The sequence below is a fragment of the Corynebacterium sp. NML180780 genome, from assembly GCF_007786415.1.
Classification (GTDB): Bacteria; Actinomycetota; Actinomycetes; order Mycobacteriales; family Mycobacteriaceae; genus Corynebacterium; species Corynebacterium gottingense.
On record NZ_VNKN01000002.1, the window covers coordinates 195,276 to 216,985 of the forward strand.

21 protein-coding genes and 1 rRNA gene are annotated in these 21,710 nt (G+C 66.6%); 1 reads left to right on the forward strand and 21 read right to left on the reverse strand.

Annotated elements, in window-relative coordinates; translation table 11 throughout:
- Positions 1-41: 41 nt before the first annotated feature.
- Together FPP74_RS02095 and FPP74_RS02100 are read right to left on the reverse strand one after the other, a co-directional pair.
- Positions 42-995, reverse strand: a complete 954-nt coding sequence (locus FPP74_RS02095) for a diacylglycerol kinase family protein (protein ID WP_244213339.1) — start codon at positions 993-995, stop codon at positions 42-44.
- 33 nt (positions 996-1,028) lie between these two features.
- Positions 1,029-1,979, reverse strand: coding sequence for a PHB depolymerase family esterase (locus FPP74_RS02100; protein ID WP_144717007.1), 951 nt, complete (start codon positions 1,977-1,979; stop codon positions 1,029-1,031).
- Positions 1,980-2,019: 40 nt separating this feature from the next.
- Between FPP74_RS02100 and FPP74_RS02105 the strand changes: the two genes are divergently transcribed.
- Positions 2,020-2,820, forward strand: a complete 801-nt coding sequence (locus FPP74_RS02105) for a class I SAM-dependent methyltransferase (RefSeq protein WP_144717008.1) — start codon at positions 2,020-2,022, stop codon at positions 2,818-2,820.
- 27 nt (positions 2,821-2,847) lie between these two features.
- Here the strand turns inward: FPP74_RS02105 and der are convergent, their stop codons facing one another.
- The 19 genes from der to rrf form a co-directional block, all read right to left on the reverse strand.
- A complete protein-coding gene (der, locus tag FPP74_RS02110) occupies positions 2,848-4,443 on the reverse strand; it encodes a ribosome biogenesis GTPase Der (protein WP_095554861.1) in 1,596 nt (531 codons plus the stop codon).
- Positions 4,440-5,147: a (d)CMP kinase gene (gene cmk / locus FPP74_RS02115; protein ID WP_095536551.1), complete on the reverse strand. Its 708-nt coding sequence runs from the start codon at positions 5,145-5,147 to the stop codon at positions 4,440-4,442. Before cmk ends, der begins: the two co-directional genes overlap by 4 nt.
- A complete protein-coding gene (locus FPP74_RS02120; protein WP_095276715.1) occupies positions 5,147-6,085 on the reverse strand; it encodes a pseudouridine synthase in 939 nt (312 codons plus the stop codon). Before FPP74_RS02120 ends, cmk begins: the two co-directional genes overlap by 1 nt.
- Before the next feature lie 90 nt (positions 6,086-6,175).
- A complete protein-coding gene (gene scpB, locus FPP74_RS02125) occupies positions 6,176-6,736 on the reverse strand; it encodes an SMC-Scp complex subunit ScpB (RefSeq protein WP_370511784.1) in 561 nt (186 codons plus the stop codon).
- A gap of 65 nt (positions 6,737-6,801) precedes the next feature.
- On the reverse strand, positions 6,802-7,584 hold the full coding sequence (locus FPP74_RS02130; RefSeq protein ID WP_233125709.1) for a ScpA family protein: 783 nt from the start codon (positions 7,582-7,584) through the stop codon (positions 6,802-6,804).
- 81 nt (positions 7,585-7,665) lie between these two features.
- Positions 7,666-8,547: a ParA family protein gene (locus FPP74_RS02135; RefSeq protein WP_095276720.1), complete on the reverse strand. Its 882-nt coding sequence runs from the start codon at positions 8,545-8,547 to the stop codon at positions 7,666-7,668.
- 110 nt (positions 8,548-8,657) lie between these two features.
- Positions 8,658-9,773, reverse strand: coding sequence for a hypothetical protein (locus FPP74_RS02140; protein ID WP_144717009.1), 1,116 nt, complete (start codon positions 9,771-9,773; stop codon positions 8,658-8,660).
- A gap of 105 nt (positions 9,774-9,878) precedes the next feature.
- Positions 9,879-10,793: a site-specific tyrosine recombinase XerD gene (gene xerD, locus FPP74_RS02145; RefSeq protein ID WP_144717010.1), complete on the reverse strand. Its 915-nt coding sequence runs from the start codon at positions 10,791-10,793 to the stop codon at positions 9,879-9,881.
- Positions 10,793-11,470 carry an NUDIX hydrolase gene (locus FPP74_RS02150; protein ID WP_304505080.1) on the reverse strand — a complete coding sequence of 226 codons (678 nt, stop codon included), beginning with the start codon at positions 11,468-11,470 and terminating at the stop codon, positions 10,793-10,795. The genes xerD and FPP74_RS02150 overlap by 1 nt, the downstream gene beginning before the upstream one ends.
- Positions 11,471-11,480: 10 nt before the next feature.
- A complete protein-coding gene (locus tag FPP74_RS02155) occupies positions 11,481-12,356 on the reverse strand; it encodes a copper transporter (protein WP_095536105.1) in 876 nt (291 codons plus the stop codon).
- Positions 12,357-12,368: 12 nt separating this feature from the next.
- A complete protein-coding gene (gene steA / locus FPP74_RS02160) occupies positions 12,369-13,565 on the reverse strand; it encodes a putative cytokinetic ring protein SteA (RefSeq protein ID WP_095536104.1) in 1,197 nt (398 codons plus the stop codon).
- 53 nt (positions 13,566-13,618) lie between these two features.
- The gene (gene recN, locus FPP74_RS02165; protein WP_144717011.1) at positions 13,619-15,346 is read right to left on the reverse strand and encodes a DNA repair protein RecN; all 1,728 of its coding nucleotides are present in this window, start codon (positions 15,344-15,346) and stop codon (positions 13,619-13,621) included.
- Positions 15,347-15,386: 40 nt separating this feature from the next.
- Positions 15,387-16,307 carry an NAD kinase gene (locus FPP74_RS02170; RefSeq protein WP_144717012.1) on the reverse strand — a complete coding sequence of 307 codons (921 nt, stop codon included), beginning with the start codon at positions 16,305-16,307 and terminating at the stop codon, positions 15,387-15,389.
- Complete coding sequence (locus tag FPP74_RS02175) at positions 16,304-17,134, reverse strand: TlyA family RNA methyltransferase (protein WP_122086384.1); 831 nt, start codon at positions 17,132-17,134, stop codon at positions 16,304-16,306. Before FPP74_RS02175 ends, FPP74_RS02170 begins: the two co-directional genes overlap by 4 nt.
- A gap of 14 nt (positions 17,135-17,148) precedes the next feature.
- Positions 17,149-17,316, reverse strand: coding sequence for a hypothetical protein (locus tag FPP74_RS02180; RefSeq protein ID WP_233125703.1), 168 nt, complete (start codon positions 17,314-17,316; stop codon positions 17,149-17,151).
- 1 nt (position 17,317) lies between these two features.
- Complete coding sequence (locus FPP74_RS02185) at positions 17,318-18,313, reverse strand: HAD-IIA family hydrolase (protein WP_144717013.1); 996 nt, start codon at positions 18,311-18,313, stop codon at positions 17,318-17,320.
- Positions 18,314-18,330: 17 nt separating this feature from the next.
- A complete protein-coding gene (locus FPP74_RS02190) occupies positions 18,331-19,176 on the reverse strand; it encodes a hypothetical protein (protein WP_255456036.1) in 846 nt (281 codons plus the stop codon).
- 161 nt (positions 19,177-19,337) lie between these two features.
- Positions 19,338-19,979, reverse strand: a complete 642-nt coding sequence (locus tag FPP74_RS02195; protein ID WP_095554852.1) for a hypothetical protein — start codon at positions 19,977-19,979, stop codon at positions 19,338-19,340.
- 1,605 nt (positions 19,980-21,584) lie between these two features.
- Positions 21,585-21,702, reverse strand: a 5S ribosomal RNA gene (gene rrf, locus FPP74_RS02210).
- Between the last annotated feature and the right edge of the window lie 8 nt (positions 21,703-21,710).

A 21,710-nucleotide genomic window follows, 5' to 3' on the forward strand; every position in this document is an offset into this window, starting at 1 on the left:
ACGCCCCCGTGATCAAAGCACCGCGCCACAATGGCAGCCGGCTACACGCACACCTTCAGCGCGCCCGCGTCGACGGAGATCTCCACCGCCGTCACCTCACCCACGGGGTCCCCGTCCACTTCGAAGATTTCCGGCTCTGCAAACGAGGCCCGCGCGTAGCTGCCTCGCGAGTACAGCAGGTCTGCGAATTCCACCACCGCCGGATCAGGCTTCCGCCCGCGGAGTTTCGCCGCCTTGTTGACCACAAGGTTGAGGCCGATTTTCGCCCACCCGACGGGCCCGCGCGGCGCCATCCCGACGGCGTCGAGGACGCCGTCGTCCGGCCTGGCCTCAGGCAACAATGGGACCTGATTGATCAACTCTCCGCAGTTGCCAAAGATCAGCGTGTGCAACCGCTGCGAGTGAGCATGGTCCCCGTCCACAACGAAGGACGCCTTGATCCGGTTGCCACCGCGCAGCGACTTCGCAATCCCGGAGACGTACGCCAACGGACCGATCTTCTTCTTGAGCCTCTCGTCGGTGTACGCGATCATCTGCGCGTCCAGGCCGACGCCAGCCATCACCACGAAGCCGAGACGCTCGTTGGAGCCGTCGGGGCGTGAAAGTTTGGCGCGGCAGACGTCGATACGCTTGTGCTCCCCGCGAAACGCCCGCCGCACGGACTCCTCGAGGCCGAGGTCGAGGCGCAGGTTGCGCGCGAGCAAGTTGCCGGTGCCGGTCGGCACGATGCCCAGCGCGATGCCGGATCCCGCAAGCGACGTGGCGATCTCGCGCACCGTCCCGTCGCCGCCGGCCACCAGTACAAGCTCGACGTCCGGGTGGTGCGCCGCGGCCACCTCCGCCTCGCCGGAATCGTCCGGTGTGGTGCGCACCCACTCGATGTGCCAGCCGTCCGGCGCGTAGCGCTCGACCTGGGAGCGCAGCGTCATCTCATCGATCTTGACCGGGTTGTACACCACAATGGCCGTCCTGGTCGCGTCGTCAGAGTTCTGCATCACAATGCCCAAGCATAGGGCACCTGGCGCACATTACGGGTCCGACACTGAGCCAAACGGCACGCCGAAAAACGCCAGCTGCGTTCGTGTGGCAAATCCTGCAGAGGTCGTCCGCGACGAATCCACCGTGCCGCCCTGCCAAATGTGCGGGCCGCCGTCCACGCGGTAGTGCACCAACGGCGCGTCGCAGCCGTCCCACCGCAGCTCCGTCACGGTGTCTGAAAGCGGCTTTTCCACGTACTCCGCGTCGCAGTGGTTGCGCTCCGCCGCCTCCGCCAGCATTGCCTCGACGGACTCGTACGCCGTGTCGTGGCGCTGGCCGCCGAAGTAGCTCATCACGGAGTCGTTCGTGCCGTGAAAGTCCACGTGCTTAATCGGGATGGAGGAACACCCCTGCGAGACGCGCTGGTAGAACGCCGCCGACACCGACGCCACCGCAGTAAAATCCTGCGGGCGCTGGCAGCCCACGTAGGAGGCGAACCCGCCCCCGTTGGACAGCCCCGTGGCAAACACTCGCGCCTTGTCCACCGAGAATTCGCCTGTCACCTGCTCGCGCACGGCGTCCACGAACGCCAGGTCGTCCCCGCCGGTCGTCTTGGCGTACGGGGCGGGCGCCCACGCCCGGTCCACGCCATCCATGTACACAACGATGGCATCTGCCCCATCGAGCTGCGAGTACTTCCGCATCGACGCCGCGTCCTCCATGTACCCGTGGAACGCAAAGATCAGCGGGAGCCGCGAGCGCTCCCGCGCGCCCGCCGGCAGGCTCAAGAGGAAGCTCCGGTCTCGCTGGCCCACCTTAATGGTGCGCCGCTGCGTCTCCGGCTTGCTCCACGGCTGCACCTCCGCAACCTCGTCCCGCGGAGTGGAGGGCGCGATCAGGTCAGCGTCGGCGGCGTCCAGCTGCTCGCCGCCCCCACAACCAGCGCTGCTCAGCGCCAGGCCCGCCGCAACGAGCAGCGTCACGAGGCGCCGTGCTGCCATAGTTCCTCCATCCAGATTCGTATCGGTAGATTAGTCCATTATGAAGCCGAGTGGGAAGCAGCAGCCAGCGTTCCGCGACGCACAGCATCGCAGCAGCTCAGCCAGTGCGTTCAACAGCGGTGCAGTGCTTTACGACGCCATCCGGCCCTCCTACCCGCCCTCAGTCCCAGCCCTCATCGCGGACCTTCCCCAGCGCGCCGGCGGCACCCGCATCCTGGACGTCGGCGCCGGCACCGGCAAGCTCACCGAGCTCCTCGGCGCTGGGGCCGACTCCGAATCCACGCGCCGGGTCCTCGCCTGCGACCCGTCCGCGGACATGGTCCGCGTCCTGCGGGACAAGCTCCCCAACGTCCCCACCTGGCGGGCGACGGCCGAAGCAACCGGGCTGGCCGACGGCGCAGTCGACGCCGTCACTTGCGCGCAAACCTGGCACTGGGTGGACACCGCGACGGCGAGCGCGGAGGCCGCGCGCATCACGAGCCCGGGCGGCAAGCTCCTGCTGTGCTGGAACACCCTTGCCGTCAACCACCCGTGGGTGCTGCGCTTAAGCCGCATCATGCACTCCGGCGACGTCCAGCGCGCCGGGTTCTACCCCGACGTAGCAACCCCGTGGACGCTGGAGGGCGAGGTGCGCGACACCTGGGCGCAGATCGTCACCACCGACGAGTGCTTCGCACTCATGGCCTCGCGCTCGTACTGGCTGCACGCCAACGAGAAGACGCGCGCGAAGATGGTGGCCAACCTGGACTGGTACCTGCATGACCGCCTCGGCTTCGAGCGCGGCCAGCGCATCCCCCTTCCCTACCGCGCGGACGCGTTTGTGTACGGGAAGGAGGGGTGAGCGGGGGCGTCGATAAGCCAGCGGCCCCTACTTGCGGCGGCGAGGGTTGCGCTCGCGCACGCGCACGGCGATGCGCACCGGCGTGCCGTGGTAGCCGAACTGCTCGCGGAACTTGCGCTCCAGGTAGCGGCGGTAACCGGCGTCCAGGAAGCCGGTGGTAAACAGCACCAGTGTCGGCGGGCGCGTGGTCGCCATCGTGGCGAAGAGCAGCTTGGGCAGGCGGTTGTTCTTCATTGGCGGCGGGTTCGCCGCGATCGCCTCGCGCAGCCAGTTGTTCAGCTGGCCGGTGGAGACGCGCTTGTCCCAGTTCTCCAGCGCCTGCGCCATCGCCGGCTCGAGGCGGTGCAGGCCACGTCCGGTGTCTGCGGAGATGTTGAGCTTGGTCACCCACGGGAGGTGCCCCATCATCTCGTCGAACTCGCGGTCAAAGTAGTAGCGGCGGTCCTCGTCCATGAGGTCCCACTTGTTAAAGCAGATGACCATCGCCTTGCCGGCCTCCAGCACCATGGAGATGACGCGCTGGTCCTGCTCGGAGATCTCCTCGGAGGCGTCGATGAGCACCACGCAGACCTCCGCCGCGTCGATCGTGCCGCGGGTGCGCAGGCTGGCGTAGTACTCGTGCCCCTGCGCGTTCTTCACCTTCTTGCGCAGGCCAGCGGTGTCGATGAACTTCCACAGGTGCTCATCCAGCTGGATCATCTCATCCACCGGGTCCACCGTGGTGCCAGCGACGTTGTCTACCACCGAGCGGTGCGACTTGGACAGCTTGTTCAGCAGGCTGGACTTGCCCACGTTCGGGCGGCCCACCAGCGCGACTCGGCGTGGACCGTCCGTGATGGAGGATTTCGCGCGCGGCTCGTCCGGGAAGAGGCGCAGAATCTCGTCCAGCACGTCGGCGCCGCCGCGGCCGTGCAGCGCGGAGACGGGCCATAGGTCGCCCAGGCCGAGCCCGTAGAACTCCGCCGCGTCACCCCATTGGGACTCGGACTCAAACTTGTTCGCCACCAGGATCACCGGGACCGGAGAGCGCTGCAGGTTGCGCGCCATCACGGAATCCGTCTCCGTGATGGCGGTCTGCGCGTCCACCACCATGACGATCACATCGGCCGTTTCCATCGCGGCCTCCGCCTGGCGGGCGATCGCGCCGTGGATGCCGCGGGCGTTCGGGTCCCAGCCGCCGGTGTCTTGCACCCAGAAGCGGCGCCCGCCCCACTCGGCCAGGTAGCTCACGCGGTCACGAGTCACACCCGGGTGATCCTCCACCACGGCCTCGCGGCGGCCGAGGAAGCGGTTGACCAGGCTGGACTTGCCCACGTTCGGACGGCCGACGATCGCCACGGTGGGCAGGTTCTCCTCCACCACGTTCGGGCGCAAGATGCCGAAGGCCTCTTCGACCTCGGCCCAATCCTCGTCGGTGTAGTCGTCCGTGTTTTCAGGGCCCTCGCTGTCCTCGCCGTAATCGGGGGCTGCGAAATCGGCGTCGTCGAAATCATTGACGTCAAAGTCGGCGTCGTAGAACTCCGCGTCGTCGGCACCTACCTCGGCGGGGTCCAGGTCCTCGTAGCCGGACGCGTCGATCCCAGGCTGAATGAACTGGGTTTCCGGTTCCTCGCGGTGTGTCATTTCGCGCTCCTTTCAATCAGCCCGGTCAGGGCGTCAAGCACCTGCTCGGGGGTCATCTCGGAGGTGTCGATGACCTCCGCGTCCTCCGCGGGCTTCAGCGGGCTGGTCGCACGGGACGAGTCGAGCTCGTCGCGGCGCTGCACGTCCGCGAGCACGGTGTCAAAGTCGGCGTTGCGTCCCGCGGCGATGTCCTGGTCGTAGCGGCGCTGCGCGCGCACCTGGGCCGAGGCGGTCATGAAGGCCTTCGCGGGGGCGTCGGCAAGCACCACCGTCCCGATGTCGCGCCCCTCCACGATGGCGCGGTGGGCCTCGCGGGCCAGCTTGCGCTGCAGCTCGACCAAGTTCACGCGGACTTGTGGAATGGCGGAGACGGCGGAGACGTTGCGGGTGACCTCCGGGCCGCGGATCTCGCCCGAGACGTCCTCGCCGCCGAGGAGCACCTGCTTGGAATCTGGGTCGTCGGAGACTTCGAGCGGCAGATCGGCGGTCGCCGCCACCACCGCGTCGGTGTCGGCCGGGTCGACTCCGGCGCGGAGCACCGCAAGCGTGGCCACGCGGTACATCGCGCCCGTATCCACGTACTTCGCGCCCAGCGACTTCGCCAGCGCGCGGCAGGTGGTGGACTTGCCGGTCCCGGAAGGGCCGTCGACGGCGAGAATGAGCCCGCCGTCCGGCATGTTCGAAAGCTGCGTTGCGTCAGCCATTACATATCCACCACCTTGTACAGGGAGGCCAGCTCGGCAGAGTTCAGCACGCGCATGGAACCGGGCTTCATGTCTCCCAGCTGAACGGTGTGCACCTTGGTGCGCACCAGGCGCTGCACCGGGAAGCCGCACTCCTTGAGCATGCGGCGCACGATGTGCTTGCGGCCCTCGTGCAGCTCCACGCGGACGATGGACTGGCCGTTGTGCACGTCGACGATCTGCGCGTAGTCTACGGTCACGGTGCCGTCGTCAAGCACGACGCCCTCCTTCAGCTTCTTCACCAGGTCGCCCTTGGCCTCGCCCAGCACCGTTGCCAAGTAGGTCTTGGTCACCTTGTACTTCGGGTGCGTGAGGCGGTTGGCCAGCTCGCCGTCGTTGGTCAACAGGAGGAGCCCCTCGGTGTCGGCGTCGAGGCGGCCCACGTGGAACAGGCGCTGCCCGGCCGCGGTGCGCTCGGACAGGTAGGAGCCGACGGAGATGCGGTCCATCTCGTCGCGCATGGTGGTGTGCACCCCGCGCGGCTTATTAAACGCGACGTACTCCAGCTCCTCGTTCACGTTGATGCGGGTGCCGTCGACGCGGATGATGTCCACGTTGGGGTTCACGCGCGTGCCCTGGACGGTGATGATCTTGCCGTTGACCTCCACGCGGCCTTGATCAATCATCACCTCTGCGTGGCGACGCGACGCCACACCAGCCTGCGCGAGCACCTTCTGTAGGCGGATGCCCTCGGTCTTTTGCTTCCGAGCCTTCGTGCCATTCGTGTCATCGTCGTCCCACCAGTTGTCTTCCAGCGGGTGGGGCTCGTTCTTGCGGGCGTTCTCACGCCGCTTGTCCAATCGGACGTGCTGCTTCTTCGCCGGCTTTGCGTACGAAGGGTAGAACGTTTCGTCCTTCCCCTTGTCCGGTGTGCCGTCTCGGCGAGCGGGAGGAGTCATGCTGAATCCTTTGCAAACGTATTGGGGTTGTGCGGGCCACCGAAAACGGTGCGCCCAAGTTCGTGGCAGAGTCTACCAGGACTTGGTGTTCTACCACGCATCCTCGATCGCGTCTACCTCTGGCAACAGCGGCGCCAGGTCCGGCAGGCGCGACAGCGAGTCGATTCCCAGCAGCTCCAGGAACAGTTCCGTGGTGACGTAGCGGTGCGCGCCAGTGGCGTCATCGGGGTCGACCTCCGCAATCAACCCGCGCAGCGTCAGCGTGCGCATCACCCCGTCCACGTTGACACCGCGCACGCCAGCGACCTGCACGCGGGTCACCGGCTGGCGGTACGCCACCACTGCGAGCGTCTCGAGTGCGGCGCGACTCAGCTTCGTTTGCGTACCGTCGAGGACGAACGCCTCGACCGCATCGGCGTTGTGCGGCCGCGTGTAGAGCCGCCACCCCTCCTGCGTTTCGCGCAGCTCGATCCCGCTGCCCCGCGCGTCAAGCTCGCCGGCCCACTCGCGCAGGACCGCGTCCACGTCTTCCCGCGTCGCGTCCAGCACCCCCGCCAGGTCCTCCGCCTCGACGGGATTGTCCACCACAAGCAGGATCGATTCCACGCGCGAGCGCAGCTGTGAGACCATCGGCATGTCCATGTCGCACATTGTAAGGGGCCGAGTGCTTATCGACGCCTCCCCGCCCCCACCCATCGCGCACTACCTAGCACTGCCTAGCTCCAGTTGCTTGCCGCGACCACCGCGGGGTCCACGTCGAGCCCGGTCCACGACACCTCCAGCGGCCCCAGCGCCTCCTCCTGCTTCGTCTCCACGGCGCGCGCCTTGTACAGCTCGAGCAGCGCGAGGAACCGGCCGACGATCTCCATGGACAGCGCGCAATCCTTGGTCAGCGACGCGAAAGAAAGCCACTGCGTCGCCCCGACCAGCTTCAGCGTTTCCAGAATCCGCCCGGCCTGCTCCGGCACGGAGACCTGCACGGCGTGCAGGTGGTCAACGCCGACCTCCTCGGGTGGCTTCGGCCTGAAGACGCTGGCGGCAAGCTCCGCAAAACTGGCCGGGGTATGTCCCAGGCGCACGGGCGGCAGCAGGTCCACGAACTGTGGCTCCATGGACACCGCGCGCGGGTACCGGCGCCTGGCATGCTTCTGCCACTGCGCAAACTGGTCGGCGACCTGCTGGTACGCGCGGTACTGCAGCAGGCGGGCGAAGAGGAGGTCGCGCGACTCCAGCAGTTCGAGGTCCTCGATCTCGTCGGCGTCGCCACGCGGCACCAGGCGCGCCGCTTTGAGGTCCAGGAGCGTGGCCGCGACGAGGATGAACTCCGTGATCTCGTCCAGGTCGGCGGTCTCTCCAAGCGCCCGCGTGTACGCGATGAACTCATCGGTCACCTCTGCAAGCGCCACCTCGGTGACGTCCAGCTTCTTCGAGCTAATCAGGTTGAGCAGCAGGTCGAAGGGGCCCTCAAAGTTGTTGAGCACGAGGCGGAACCCGGTGATCTCGGGCTGCTCGCCCGCCTGCCCACTCGCTTGCGCTCCGTCGCGCGCTTCTGCCCCGGTGTGCGGGTCGCTCACGCCGGCCTACGAGGTCCTGGTTTCGGTGCGCTCCAGCAGCTCCTTGGCCAGGTTGCGGTACTGCTCCGCTCCCTGCGAGCGCGGCGCCCACGTGATGATCGGCTCACCGGCGACCGAGGTCTCCGGGAACCGGACGGTCCGCGTAATCACGGTGTCAAAAACGCGGTCACCGAAGACCTCCACGACGCGATCCATCACCTCGCGGGCGTGCGTCGTGCGCCGGTCAAACATGGTGACCAGGATGCCCACGATGTCCAGGTCGAAGTTGATGCGGTCGCGCACCTTTTCCACCGTGTCCGTCAGCAGAGCCAGTCCGCGCAGCGAGAAGTACTCGCATTCCATCGGGATGATGACCCCCTGCGAGCAGGCCAGGGCGTTGACCGTGAGCAGACCAAGGGAGGGGCCGCAGTCAATGATGATGATGTCGTACTCGTTGCGCACCGGGCGCAGCGCCCGCGCGAGCGTGTGCTCGCGTCCCACCTCGTTGACCAGCTGGATTTCCGCGGCCGAGAGGTCGATGTTTGCCGGCACGAGATCAAGCCCGCTGACGTTGGAATGGCGAATGGCGCCGTGGATGCTCGTGGTGTTGTCAAAGAGCAGGTCGTAGACGGTGACCTGCTCCTCGTCGTGCGATACCCCGAGCCCCGCGGACAGGGCGCCCTGCGGGTCCAGGTCCACCAGCAGCACCTTGCGCCCCTGTTCCGCCAGGCACGCGCCCAGGTTGATGGTGGAGGTCGTCTTGCCCACGCCACCCTTCTGGTTGACCATGGACAGCACTGTTGCCGGGCCGTGCTTGTCCAGCGGAGCCGGGTCCGCAAACTCGCGGAACGGACGCCCCGTGAGGAAGGTCTTCTCCTCGGAAGCGTCGAACAGTGCGTCGTCTGCCATTGTCGGTCCTCTCCGTGCCTTTCCGTCGCCTGGCACCGTCTCTGCGCCAATCGAGCCCGTCACGCCGTAACGCTTGACGCGCCCATCTTACAACACTGTTGTTTCGCCGTTTAGGCCCGCGCGCGCCGCCGTACAAAGAAGACAATGATCAACGCAATCGCCGCCAGCAGCGCAACCCCGCCGATAATCAGCGGAACGATCGAGCCGCCACCGTTCGAGTCAGTGTTGGGGCCTTGATCGCTTGCCGACGCCTCCCCATACGGATTCTCCCCGTCCCCGCTCGCCTCTTCCGTGGGTGCATTGGTCGCAGTGATCACGGCGACGAACTCGGCCTTGCCGTCCCGCACCACTTCCATGATGAACGGGTTGTCCGGTGTCTCGCCTTCCGGGTACGTCAGGGTCAGCGTGCGCTTCGCCACGTCGACGTCGCGCTTGACCCCCTTGATCACCTGGCCGTTGACGTCCAGGTAGCGCAGCGTTGCGCCCTCGGTATCGGTCTTGGTGTACTTCATCAGGTCCGCAGCGCGCGACAACGGCACCTTCACCACGAGCGTGTTGCCGTCAATCTCGCCGTCGAACTCGAAGCGCTTGGCGCCCGAAGTGTCCACCTCCTCCGCCTTAGTGCGGTCCGGGTGGGACACGCTGCCGGCCGCGCCGCCGTTCCTGCTGTGCCCGCTACCGGCGCTGCCTGCTGAATCCTCTGAGTCCCCTGAGTCTCCTGAGTCTCCTGAGTCCTCCGTATCCCCAGCATCCCCAGCGCTTTCGCCGTCCCCATCCTCGCCGGACCTGCCAGACTCGCGCGCACCGCTGCCGCCTTCGCTGCCGGAAGCATCATCGTCGGCGCTGGCTGCGCCGCCTGCCGACGACGCGTCGTCGGCAATTGCCTCCTCGTCATCGCCCACGGCGACCAGATTGACGGTCGCGTTCATCCCTCCAGAGCTGGCGGGCACGCTCGCAGTGGCGCCAGGGTCATCGGGTGCGGTGACCGAGACCTGAGTGCCGTTGGAAGTGACGGTCCATCCGCCGCCGGAGTAATTCGCATCCACGGGCACGCCGAGGTCCACGGTGGTGGTCTCGCCGGCGCGGACAGTGACCTCGGACGGGATCATCGATTGCACCTCCGCAGGGTCGATGCCCTCGGGAAGCTGCGCTGACGCGAGCGGCGCACCAACGGCGCAGAGCGTGGCGACGCCACACGCGGCAAATGTACGGCGAGCTAGATTCACGGGTCGTGGACCTCCTTGAGTATCGTGCAAAACGCTCAATCTACACGGTTATGCTGGCAACCACTGCCACTGCATCCACAGGCAACGGTGAGATCCGCCCCCGACTCACGCACGCGGATGGGCCTGCCGCCACACCTCGCGCAAATTCTCCGCCGTGACGTGGGTGTAAATCTGCGTCGTGGTCACCGACGCGTGTCCCAGCAGCTCCTGCACCGTCCGCACATCCGCCCCTCCCTCGAGAAGGTGCGTGGCAAACGAGTGGCGCAGCGTGTGCGGGGAGATGTCTTTGTGCACGCCCGCCCGCTCGGCGGCCTGCTTGATCGCCGTCCACGCGCTTTGGCGCGACAGAGCTCCGCCGCGGGTGTTCAGGAACAGGGCGTGAGACTTTCCGGTGGCAAACGACGGGCGCACCCGCACAAGGTATGCCTGCAGCGCGTCCTGCGCGTGACTGCCCACCGGCACCAGCCGCTGCTTATTGCCCTTGCCGGTGACGGTGAGAACCCCTGCGCCGGGCTCGAGCTCGGACGCGTCGTCGACGTTGAGTGCAAGCACCTCGGAGACGCGGGCGCCCGTGGCGTAGAGCAGCTCCAGCAACGCGCGATCGCGCACGCCAACCGGGGTATCGCCCGCGCACGAGTCAAGCAGCGACTCGACCTCCGCGACAGAAAGCGTGTCCGGCAGCTGCTCGCCCTGCTGCGGCGGGGCCACCTCGGCGGCCACGTCGCGCGGCAGGACCCCCTCCGCCACGCCGAACTTGTGCAGCCCCCGAGCCACGACCAGGGCCCGCGCTACCGAGGAGGTGGCCAGCGGCTTCGTCCCGTCGACGCCGCGGCGGAGGTCGGCCACGTACGCCTCGACGTCCAGCGCGCTGACTGCCGCGAGATCGGTGATGCCGGCGCGCTCCAGCCAGGTGAGGTAGCGGTTGACGTCGCGTCGATAATTGCTCTCCGTGTGCGTGGACACGCCGCGCTCGACGATGAGGTGGGTCAACCAGCGCTCGGCGAGGGTGCGAGCCTGCACTAGATGCGCTTCATGTCCGGGGTGATCCCTGCGGCGACGCGGCGCTTTGCCAGCGAGGTCGGGCGCAGCTCGAACGGTGCGTCGGTGCTGCGCGGTGTCGCGCGACCGGCTTGCACCTCGCTTGCTGCGAGCACGCCCGCGATCGCGATGGAGTTGACGATCTCACTGCGAAGCACCGCCTCGCGCGCTTGTTCCAGCGGCATCCAGGTCAACGTCATATCCGCCTCTTCCTCCTCGGCGGGCGGGCGAGGGACCTCGCGGAGCTCGCGGGCGAGGAAGACCCGGACGGCCTCTTCGGCGAAGCCGGGCGAGGTCACCAGGTCCACAAGCACTGACCAGTTGGCGGCCTCGAGCCCGGCTTCCTCGACAAGCTCGCGCTTGGCGCCGGTCAGCTCGTCCTCACCGGCGACGTCGAGCAGCCCGGCGGGGAGCTCGAGCAGGCGGTGGCGCACAGCGTGCCGGTACTGCTTCACCACGGCCACCTCGTTGCGATCGTTCAGCGCAACGACGGCGACTGCGCCGAAGTGCTCGACGACCTCGCGCGACGCCTGCGCCCCGCCGGGCATCGTGACCGTGTCTCGGCGCATCGCCAAGATGGGCGATTCCTGCAGCAGTTCCGAGTCAACGACCGTGAACTCGTGCGCGTGCGGCGAAGTGTGTTCCATCTGTTCAGCCATAGGTGTAAGCCTAGGACGTTGCCGAGCCTGCCGCACCAAGCGTCGCGCGGATGCGGCCCGCCTCCGTCTCCACGGCCTGCACAAAGGTCGCGTGCTGGAGCTCCGGTGCGTGCCACGCGTCAATTTCGCGCACGCCTAACACGGTCGGCTCAGTCTTGCCCAGTGCGTCGGCGAAGTCTGCAAGCAGCTGTTGGCCGAATTCGTCCGGGGCGCCCTTGCCTGCGCCCACGCCGCCTTCCTCGTCGGTGTCGTCTCCGGCGGCCCCGGTCACGATCACGATCGCGTCAGCGGGCACAAGGTCGCCGCTGTAGTGCACAAACCCCGCTTGCTTGAGCGCATCGAGGACGAACTGCCGGTCGCCCGCGGGCGCGAGCGGCTCCCCCGTCTCCGCATCAACCAACAGTGCCGCGGACAGCGATTCACCGGCGTGGACGCCTGGCCGTCGATCTTCCACCGACAGCTGTGCCCCGGCGGGCAGGGTGTTTGCGATCAGTGACGACAGCGCGTCCGCCGAGTCCTGATCCGTGAACTTTGATGCCAACTCAAGCTCGCCGGAATCCTTGGCGCCCGCCTTTCCCAGCAGCCAGCGCACCGCCTTCACGTCCTCATCGGAGGCGCCCTCGGTGCGGATCACCGTCACGTGCTTATCTTTCAGCGCGTCTTTCACAATTGCCGCCGACTGCTCACCGAGCAGCGTATCCGAGTTGTCGGCGTACGCCTCCGCGCGCTGCGCCTCCTTCGAGGTCGCGGAGTTGTCCTGGCCAAGCGGCTGGCCGTCGTTATGCATCGCGGGCGCGATGAGCAGCGCGCCGGCGGCCACGCCGAGCGCAATGCCCCACCCCAGGCCGGTCACCACAAGCCCGCTTGTGCGTCCTCCATCAGACATGTTCAGGCTCCTTTACTTGGTCAGGCGGTCGATCAGGTCCTGGAAGGACAGCGCAATGCTGTTCCAGGTATTGACCAGGTTGTCAGAGAAGTCCCCCGGCCCATACAGGCCGACGACGAGGACGATGGTCGCGATCGCCACCAGGATCCCCAGGATCGCCCACGCCCACGCGACCCCGCCACTCGACGGCACCGCGTACAGCTGCTCCACCACCGTGGAATCAACCAGCTTGCGTCCCGCCTTCATGCGGGTGAGCAGCGCCTCGGGCGGCGTCGACTCGGGCGCAGCGAAAATCTGGTCAAGCTCCACGACCTGACCTACGGTCACGATCATCTCCGCGTCGTGGAACACCGCCAACAGGATCGCCAGGTCCGTCGGGGATTCCGTCGCCGCCGGAAAGGTCATCGCCCCCACTCCCAGATCCTGGATGCGCTCCAGCCCCGGAGCAAAACCGTCCGGCTCGGCGGGGAGGATGACGCGCGCGCCGCTGCGCAAGCTTTCCGACGCCACGTCAGTCGGATCTCCGACAATGTAGTCAGGTTCGAAACCGAGCTCCACGAGGACGTCCGACGCCTGACCAACGCCCACGATCACCGGGGTGAACTCGGACATGAAGTTCTTGATCCCCTTCAGCCGATCGCGGAGGTCCGGGCAGGGCGACACCACCACGACCTTTCGCTCCGCCATGGACTCGCCAAGGTCCGGGGCGCCGAGGCCGTCGATGAGCAACGGGGCTTCCGCGTGCACGAACTCGATGGTGTTGCCAAAGTAGGCCTCCATCTGCTCGACCAGGTTGCGCTGCGCCTCGGCGAACGTGGCGTCGAGGTCGCCGCGCGTCACAGGCACTGCGGTCCCCGCGGGCTTCTTGCCCACGGTGATGCTGCCGTCCTCGCCGAGGCGGACCTTCTTGCCGTCGCGCAGGGCGCCGTCGCCTCCGGTTGCTTCGAGGAGGGTGACGTTGGCGTCGAGAAGCAAATGCGGGCCGTAGTTGGGCATGGCGCCGGTGGAAAAGCGGGACAGGTTGATCACGGCGCTCGGCCGGTGCGCGAGCAGCGCCTCAGCCTGGCGGCGAGTCATGTCCGCCGAATCAACCAGCGCGATGTCGCCCTCGCTCATGCGGGACGGCCCCTTGCCTTTCGGCCTGCAGTCACGCAACGTGCCCGTCAGCGCGGGCTGCGCGGATTCGGAGTTCCGGGAAGCAACAGTCATGCGTCATATTGTGCACGCGTGACCTGCCCGAACCTGGTAGGCGCGCGGGAGCGCTACTGGCGCAATTCCTCCACTTCGCGCTGCGCCCTTGCGAACAGCTCCTTCGCGTGGGCTTTGCCGGTATCGGAGTCGTCCAGGCCGGCCATCATGCGGGCCAGCTCGTCGATCCGCTCGGCGGAGCTCAGGCTCAGCACGCCCGAGGTGACGGCCTCGTCGCTGACATCCTTTGCCACGTGCAGGTGGGTATCCGCGTAGGCCGCGACCTGCGGGAGGTGGGTGACCACGATGACCTGGTTGCGCGCGGCGAGCCGGGCAAGGCGGCGGCCGATTTCCACCGCTGCGCGCCCGCCGACGCCGGCGTCGACCTCGTCGAACACCATCGTCGCTCCCCCGCTGGTGCCGGACAGCACTACCTCGAGGGCGAGCATGACGCGCGAGAGCTCACCGCCGGACGCGCTCGTCGCCAGCGGCTTCGGCTCGAGCGCGCTGTTCGGAGCAAGCCGAATCTCCGCCGCATCGGCGCCGCGCGGGCCGAAGTCGGTGCTGTCAATGGATACGGTCAGCTGCGCCTTCGGCATCGCCAGGCCGTGGAGTTCTTCGGTCACGGCCTTGCCCAGCGCCGCGGCGGCCTTGGCCCGCGCCTTCGACAACGCGGTGGCGCGGGTGCGCATCTGGGCTTCCGCCACCGCGACCTGCTTCTTCAGCTGCTCGATGGCCTCGTCGGAGGTGTCGATGCGTTCGAGCCGCTTCGCAGCCTTGGCGCGCCAGGCCAGGACGCCAGCAATGTCGGGGGCGTATTTCCTGGTCAACCCCTTGAGCTGCTGCTGGCGCTGGAGGAGCCGCTCAAGCTCGTCCGGGTCACTCGGGAGCTCCGCGACGTAGCTGCCAAGTTCCGCGGAGACGTCGCCAAGCATGCTCGCCACCTCGTGCAACCTGGCGCCGAGCTCCTGCAGCGTCTTGTCACTCGCGCCGTCCAGCGCGGTCGCCGCGCGGCCGACCAGTGTGGAGGCAGCGTCCTCGTCGTCGCCGTACCCGCCAGCCGCCTCGGCGCCGTCGATGGCCACGAGCGCGGTGTGCGACGCCTCGCGCAGCGCGTCGACGTCCTGGAGGCGGTTAATGGTGTCAACGAGGTCCGTATCCTCGCCGTCTTGCGGGGCGACCTCGTCGATTTCCGAGATGGCGAACTGCAGCCGGTCCAGCTCCTGGGCGAGCTCCTGTCGCCGCTCTGTGCGCTCGCGGAGTTCGCTCGCCGCCTTGCGCCACGCCGTGTACGCGGTGCGGTAGGTCTCCAGCTTACCGGCGATTTTCGGGTCGAACCGGTCCACCGCCGCGAGCTGCTGATCTGGCGACATGAGGCGCAGCTGGTCGTTTTGCCCGTGGATGGTGAGCAGCTCATTGGAAAGCTCGCCCAGCGTTGCCGCCGGCACCGTCCGCCCGCCGAGGTGCGCCTTCGACCGCCCGGTCGCCTTGACTGAGCGGGAGACGACGTACTCGTCGTTCTCGTCGGCGGCCGCGCCGGCCCCCTCCGCGATCTCAGCGATGCGCACGCGGACGTCCTCCGGAAGCCCGTCGGTGCTGAACGCGCCCTCGACCACGGCCTCCTTGGCGCCGGTGCGCACGCGGGACGCGTCCGCGCGGCCTCCGGTGAGGAGCCGCAGGCCGGTGACCACCATGGTCTTACCGGCGCCGGTCTCACCGGTGAGCACCGTGAGCCCCGGAGCCAGTTCCGCAGAGGCGTGCGAGATCACGCCCAGGTTGCTAATGGCAATCTCTGCCAGCATGGCTTCTCCCTTTCCTCACATCCGTCCCGTGCAGCCGCGGCTACGAGTAGCGCGGGCCGCGCCAGCCAGACACCGGCAGCTGGAACTTGTTGACCAGCCGGTCGGTGAACGGGCGGTCGTCGATACGCACCCACCGTACCGGGCGCGCGCCGCGGATCACTTCCACGCGTGAGCCCGGGGGCATTGCAATCGAGCGGAAGCCGTCCATGACCGCTACGGCGTCGCTCGTCGTCGGTTCGGATTCGACGGCAACCGTGGACCGTGGCGAGACCACCAGTGGCTTAGCAAACAGCGCGTGCGCGTTGTTCGGCACGACGAGGATGGCGTCCAGCGCGGGCCACATGACGGGACCGCCCGCGGAGAAGGCGTACGCGGTCGAGCCGGTCGGGGTGGAGATGAGCACACCGTCGCAGCCAAACGAGGACACGGGGCGGAAGTCGATCTCCAACGTGGCGTCGAGCACCTGCGTGCGGTTCGCGTTTTCGATGCTGCACTCGTTGAGCGCCCAGCTGCGCCCCAGCTCGTTGTCGTCTGCGTCGCGCACCATGACGTCGATAGTCATGCGCTCTTCGACGCGGTAGGTCTTGTCAATGACGTGCTGGATCACCGCCTCGAGGCTCTCCGACTCGCCCTCCGCGAGGAATCCGACGTGGCCCAGGTTGATGCCCAGCACTGGGATGTCCTGCGCGTGCGCGAAGCTCGCGGCGCGGAGGAAGGTGCCGTCGCCGCCGAGGACGAGGACAAGCTCACAGCCTTTCGCGGCGTCTGGCCCGGGCTGGACGTGGTCCAAGTCGCGCAGCACCGCGTCCTCATCGACGGGGCTGTCCTCCCGCAACGTGAGCAGCCGAACCCCGATGCCGGCGGCGGTGAGCAGGCGCGCCGCGACCGAAGCGGAAGAGATGTTTTCGGGCCGGTAGTAGTGCGGGACGAGCAGGATTGTCCGGTGCGCGGTCTCAGTCACGTGTGTGTCGGTCCTTCCTCAACTGCTGTGTCCACCATGGCCCGCAGCGCCGCAGCATCCAGTGCTCCGGCGCCGCCGTCTTTGACCAGCCATAGGAAGTATTCTACGTTGCCGCTCGGGCCGGGAAGACCAGAAGCGGTGACGCCTTTCACGCTGAGCCCCAGCGACTGCGCGTACGCGGCCACGTCCGCGGTCACCTCGGCGCGCAGCTCGTTCGAGCGCACGACACCGCCATGGCCGAGCCGGTCCTTGCCCACCTCGAACTGCGGTTTCACCATGGGAAGCAGGTCGGCCCCCGGCGCCAGGCAGGCCGCGATCGCGGGCAGCACCAGCTTGAGGGAGATGAAGGAAAGATCGCCCACCATGAGCTCGGCGGGTTGCCCGATCTGCTCGAGCGTCAGGTTGCGGATGTTCGTCCGGTCCAGCACCCGCACGCGCGGATCATTCTGCAGCCGCCAGATCAACTGCCCGTACCCCACGTCCACGGCGATGACTTCCCGCGCCCCGCGCTTGAGCAGCACGTCGGTGAAGCCGCCGGTCGATGCGCCCGCGTCGAGCGCCACTTTGCCCGCCACGTCGAGCCCCTGCGGCCCGAACGCCTCCAGCGCGGACAGGAGCTTGTGCGCGCCTCGCGACGCCCACTCGTCCTCCTCCGCCACATCCACCTTGATGGAAGCGTCGGGTTCCACCACGGTGGCGGGCTTCGTCGCGGGGAAGCCGCCGACGATGACTTTGCCTTCCTTGATCCACGTCTGCGCCTGCTCGCGCGAGCGCGCGATTTTGCGGCGGACGAGTTCGGCGTCGAGTCGCCTCCGTCCAGGTGCCACGTCTGAGTCTCCTTCTACTGGTTGCGTAGGGCGTCGCTTAAGACGTCGTGGGCGCGGGTGAGCTGCGACGCTTCGTCGACAAGCGATTGCACGGGCTCGGCGAGAATCTCCTGCACGCGCTGCGTGACTTCGGCGGGGCTGTGCTGCGTCGTGCGCGGGTCGTGTGGCTTCGGCGCGGGCACGCTACCACCACTTCGCCAGCGCGGCCTCGGCCTCCGTGGACGCCGCCCGCACATTCCTCGGCCCGGTGGGCTGCGCCCAGGCGACCTCGAGGGCGGTACGCAGCGCCTGAACGCTTGTCGACGCCTCCTCGCCCCCATCCACGACCAGCTCGTCGCCCTCCATCCGCGCCTGGAAGCCGCCCTGCGCACCGGGCCGCAGCGTAGCAGGCTCCGCCGCCAGCGCGCGCATATCTTCGCCGATGTACGTTGGGCGCTGCTGCGGCGGGGCCTGGAGCAGCGCGAGCGGCCCGGAGACGCCGGTGAGCACGTGGAGCGTGGGCATCCCCGCCGCGACGCCGCCAGCCAGGTCGGTGTCCAGGCGGTCGCCGATGCCCAGCGGCGACTTCGCCCCGAAGCGCTCGGCCGCCTGGTGGAACATCGCGGGCTCGGGCTTGCCCGCCGACCGTGGCGTCACGCCGGTGGCTGAGGTGACCGCAGCGATCATCGATCCGTTGCCTACCATCAGGCCCCGCTCCATCGGCAGCGTGGTGTCCATGTTGGACGCGAGGTACACGGCGCCGGCGCGGATGGCCAGCGCGGCTTCGGACAGTTCCGCCCACCCGGTGTCCGGGTTGTGCCCGTGGAGCACAGCCTTCGGTGCGTCGTCCGCGGAATCCGTGACCTGGTACCCCGCGTCACGGACGAGATCCTTGAACGGCTGCGCGCCGAGCACGAGCACCGGATCCCCCGGTTCGAGCACGTCCTCCGCCAGCCCGAGCGCGGCCTGGGCCGAGGTGAGCACGTCGGCCTCGGCGGCGTTGAGCCCAATGTCTTGCAGCATCGCTGCGACCCTGCTCGCCGCTCGGGAGGCGTTGTTCGTGATGTAGATTGCCTTGCACCCGGAGGCGTTGATCGCCTCGACAGCGTGCGGGATCGCCCGGCCGCCCTCCCAGACCGTGCCGTCCAGATCCAGCAGAAGCGCGTCGTGCTGCGCTTGTAGCGTCGTGTTTCCGTCCATGTGTCGTCGCGCTCGTTCTAGCTCAGCTCGCGGACACGCTCGTCCGCATCCGTGATGCCGTCTTCGTCTGCCTTGGACACAGCGGCGAACCACTCCTTGGCCTCGTTCTCTCGCTGCACGGAGAGCAGCGCATCTGCGTACGCGTAGGCCAAACGCAGCTCGGAGAAGGTTTCAGGATGCAGCGTCGGGTCAAGGCGAGACAGCGTTGCCAGCGCGGAGTCGTGCTGCCCAAGATCGTGGCGCGCACCTGCGAGCACGATGGCCAGCTCGACGCGGTCTTCCGGCTCCAGCTGCCGAGCCTCCGGCGTCCGTCCCAGCTCGAGTGCCTTTTCGGGGCGGCCAAGACCGCGCTCCGCGTCTGCCATGACGGCCAACAGGCCGGGGCCGCCGCTCATGCGGCGTGCCGCCCGCAGCTCGGACAGCGCTTCTTTCCATTCGCCGGCGTGGTAGGCCACGATTCCGTTGGTCTCGCGCACCACGCCCACTCGGCCTGCGCGGTTCTTCGCGGCACGCGCGTGGCGCAACGCGAGCTTGGGGTCGTCCTCCAGCATCTCGATCGCCATCACCATGTGCTGCGCTACGCGGTTAGCGTTGTCCTTGGACAGCACGCGCAGGTCCTGCAGCACGGAACGATCAAGCTCATTGATGTCGATGCCATCCGGCAGATCCGGCTCGGAAATCTTCTGCGCCATCCGGTCCTCGCGGAACCCCTGCCGTGACGGGTTCGACCGATCATGCCGGACCTTTTTCTCAAACCTGTCGCCGCGGCCACCGCGACGCTTGTCATCGCGGCCACGCTTCGGCTTGCCACCACGGCCATTCTGGCCACCACGCTTATACGACCGGTTATCGTTTTCCGACATCAATGCCCTTTCTTTCGCGTTCAACTCATTATAGGGTCTGTTGCTCTCGGACACCGCCAGGGGCGAAGTGCTTATCGACGCCACCGCCGCACCAAAGGCCGCGAACCCTCACGAGCTCGCGGCCGTCTACTGGGCGCCTACTCCAGGCGAAGCGAACCTCACTACGGCAGCATCGCCGCAATCTCAGCGGGCAGCATCGGCTTCAGCGAAGGAAGCGCGGCTGCAACGCCGCCCAGCACCAACAGGATCACGCCGGCCGAGACGACTCCGATCCCCGCCCCGTTGAGCTTGCCGTCCTCATCGCTCAGCGCGTTCTTTCCCTCGGCATCTCCGGGCTTACCGCCGTCCTGAGAGCTGGAACCGCCGTCGGTGCCCGGAGTTCCCGGCTTTGGCTTCGGCTTGGGCTTCGGCTTGGGTTTCGGCTTTTGTGGCGCATTGGAGCCACCACTGCCCGCGCACTTTTGAAAAGCTGGAAGGAAAGTCTTCTCGTAGGCCTCAACCCCAACCTTGAACAACTTCTCGCGCTCTGCCGCGGCGGCGGGATCGGTCTTCTTCAGCTCCGCAATAGCTTTTCGCTCCTGCGCTTGTGCTGCCTTTGTCTCCTTGATGGCCTTCTTCGCCTCCTGCGGCGTTGTCGTGTTTGAGCTTGGCATCATGTACCGCTCTTGCTCCTGAGCAGTGAAGGTGAAGTGGCAGGTGCCACCGCTCACCTTGACGGATACCGCATTGGCCGAAGGCGCGACAATTCCGGCGGTGATCATGCAGCCAGCAACAACGCTGGCCGCGAAACGCTTATTCAACATAGCTTAAAACTCCAATTGGTAGAGGATGTGTGCTGGCTTCCGACAATCGCATTGTTAACTGACTGTCAATTGTCAATCTACAAAAGGTGCAAGGCGTGTGCGAGACAAATCACGTCTGAATCGATTCAGTGCGTTGCCACACTGCCAATATTGTGGGAGCGCACCAGTGGACGTAGCGTGCAATCCGTGCTCGTGAAAATCGGCTGGTTTCCCACTCCGCGGATATCGCAGTCCTCCTTTTCGCGCGGGTGCGACGGCGCCGCGTCGGGGCTCTGAGCTTCTCGTGCGGGTTCGGCGGCGAGTTGTCTGTCTGATACGGCGTGGTTCCGTGTGTTTGACGAGAAGACCATGTGTTTGATGGCAGCTGTGTGTTGGACGAGAAGGGGGTGACGAATTCACGGACGTCGTCTCGCATCTTCGTCACGGAGATCTCGTCAGATAGCCGCCCTACTGACTGCACGCGGGGTTGGGCGGTGCGCCAGCACGCGTGAACCGGGTGGCAACAGCAACGCCAGGCGATCATGCGGTGAGGATAACCGTATAGCCTTTGCCCGGGTGTTCACCCGGGTTGCGCTCTGCGGCCGCAGAGTAGAACCCGGGAATCCTCGGGTACACGATGGGCTCATTCTCTTCGGGCGCAGAGTAGGCACGCGGGCTTCCCAACTCGTGAACGTCTGGCGGCTGTTGAGCGCGTGCATTTTGTAACACCGTGGTGAGTATCGGGTAACGCGATGGTGAGTCTCGAGTAAAACTGAATCTTCGATACTTCGGGAGAAACATTTTGGTGACCGCGTGACTTCAGGGCACGGCGGCATTGCCGAAGGAACCCGATTGTGACTGGCCACAGGACGATGATCCTCCTTGTGATCAATGGCTGGGTCTAGGCCGTTTCCCAGAACAGGGACAACACCAGCGATGGGTGCATTGGTGGAACGCCAAGCGGCTTCACGAAACATTGGACTACGACACCCCACAAGAAGTAGAAGCCGAGTACTATCTCACCCAGACCATCAACACAGGGCCGTAAAAGAAGCGGAACTAAACCCAGGACGCTTCAGTAGTAGATTGCCAACCGCCATAATAAAACTATGGATACAGCGCAAAAGATTAAAACCGGTGCCCTAGCCGTGCTATCAGTTTTCGCGATAGCACTAATCGTTTTATGGGCAACCCACTCGATAGGGCTTGGACTATTGGCCACATCTCTAGTACTCCTAGTTTTTCTTTCCGTGGGGATAAGGATATGGGCGGAGAACTCTCGTCCATCAGAAGCAACTGACTCCATGCCCCGCTCAGAGCACCTCTGAAGTCTTATGTTCGGACACCTGAAGAGCAGGGGTTCACTCCAGAGTTACCCGCCTGACCCGATCACCGCCTGAGCAGGTTCAGCATGTTGCTCATCAAACAAGCACACCTAACCTCATACAACACAGACGGGCTAGTTTTCCCTCAGCAACCCTCGACGCGCCCGGGCGTGCACCACCGGCCCCCGCACTGCACCCCACCCCGCGCGGGAATAGAAAAAGCGCCCCGCCGGGTAGGGACCAACAACAGGTCCCACCCGACGGGGCGCACAAACAGTATTCAATTATCTCTCATGTTCAGGGTCGGCGGTAACCTACTCTCCCACACCCTCCCGAGTGCAGTACCATCAGCGCGGGCGGGCTTAGCTTCCGGGTTCGGAATGGGACCGGGCGTTTCCCCGCCGCCATCAACCACCGACACACCCAA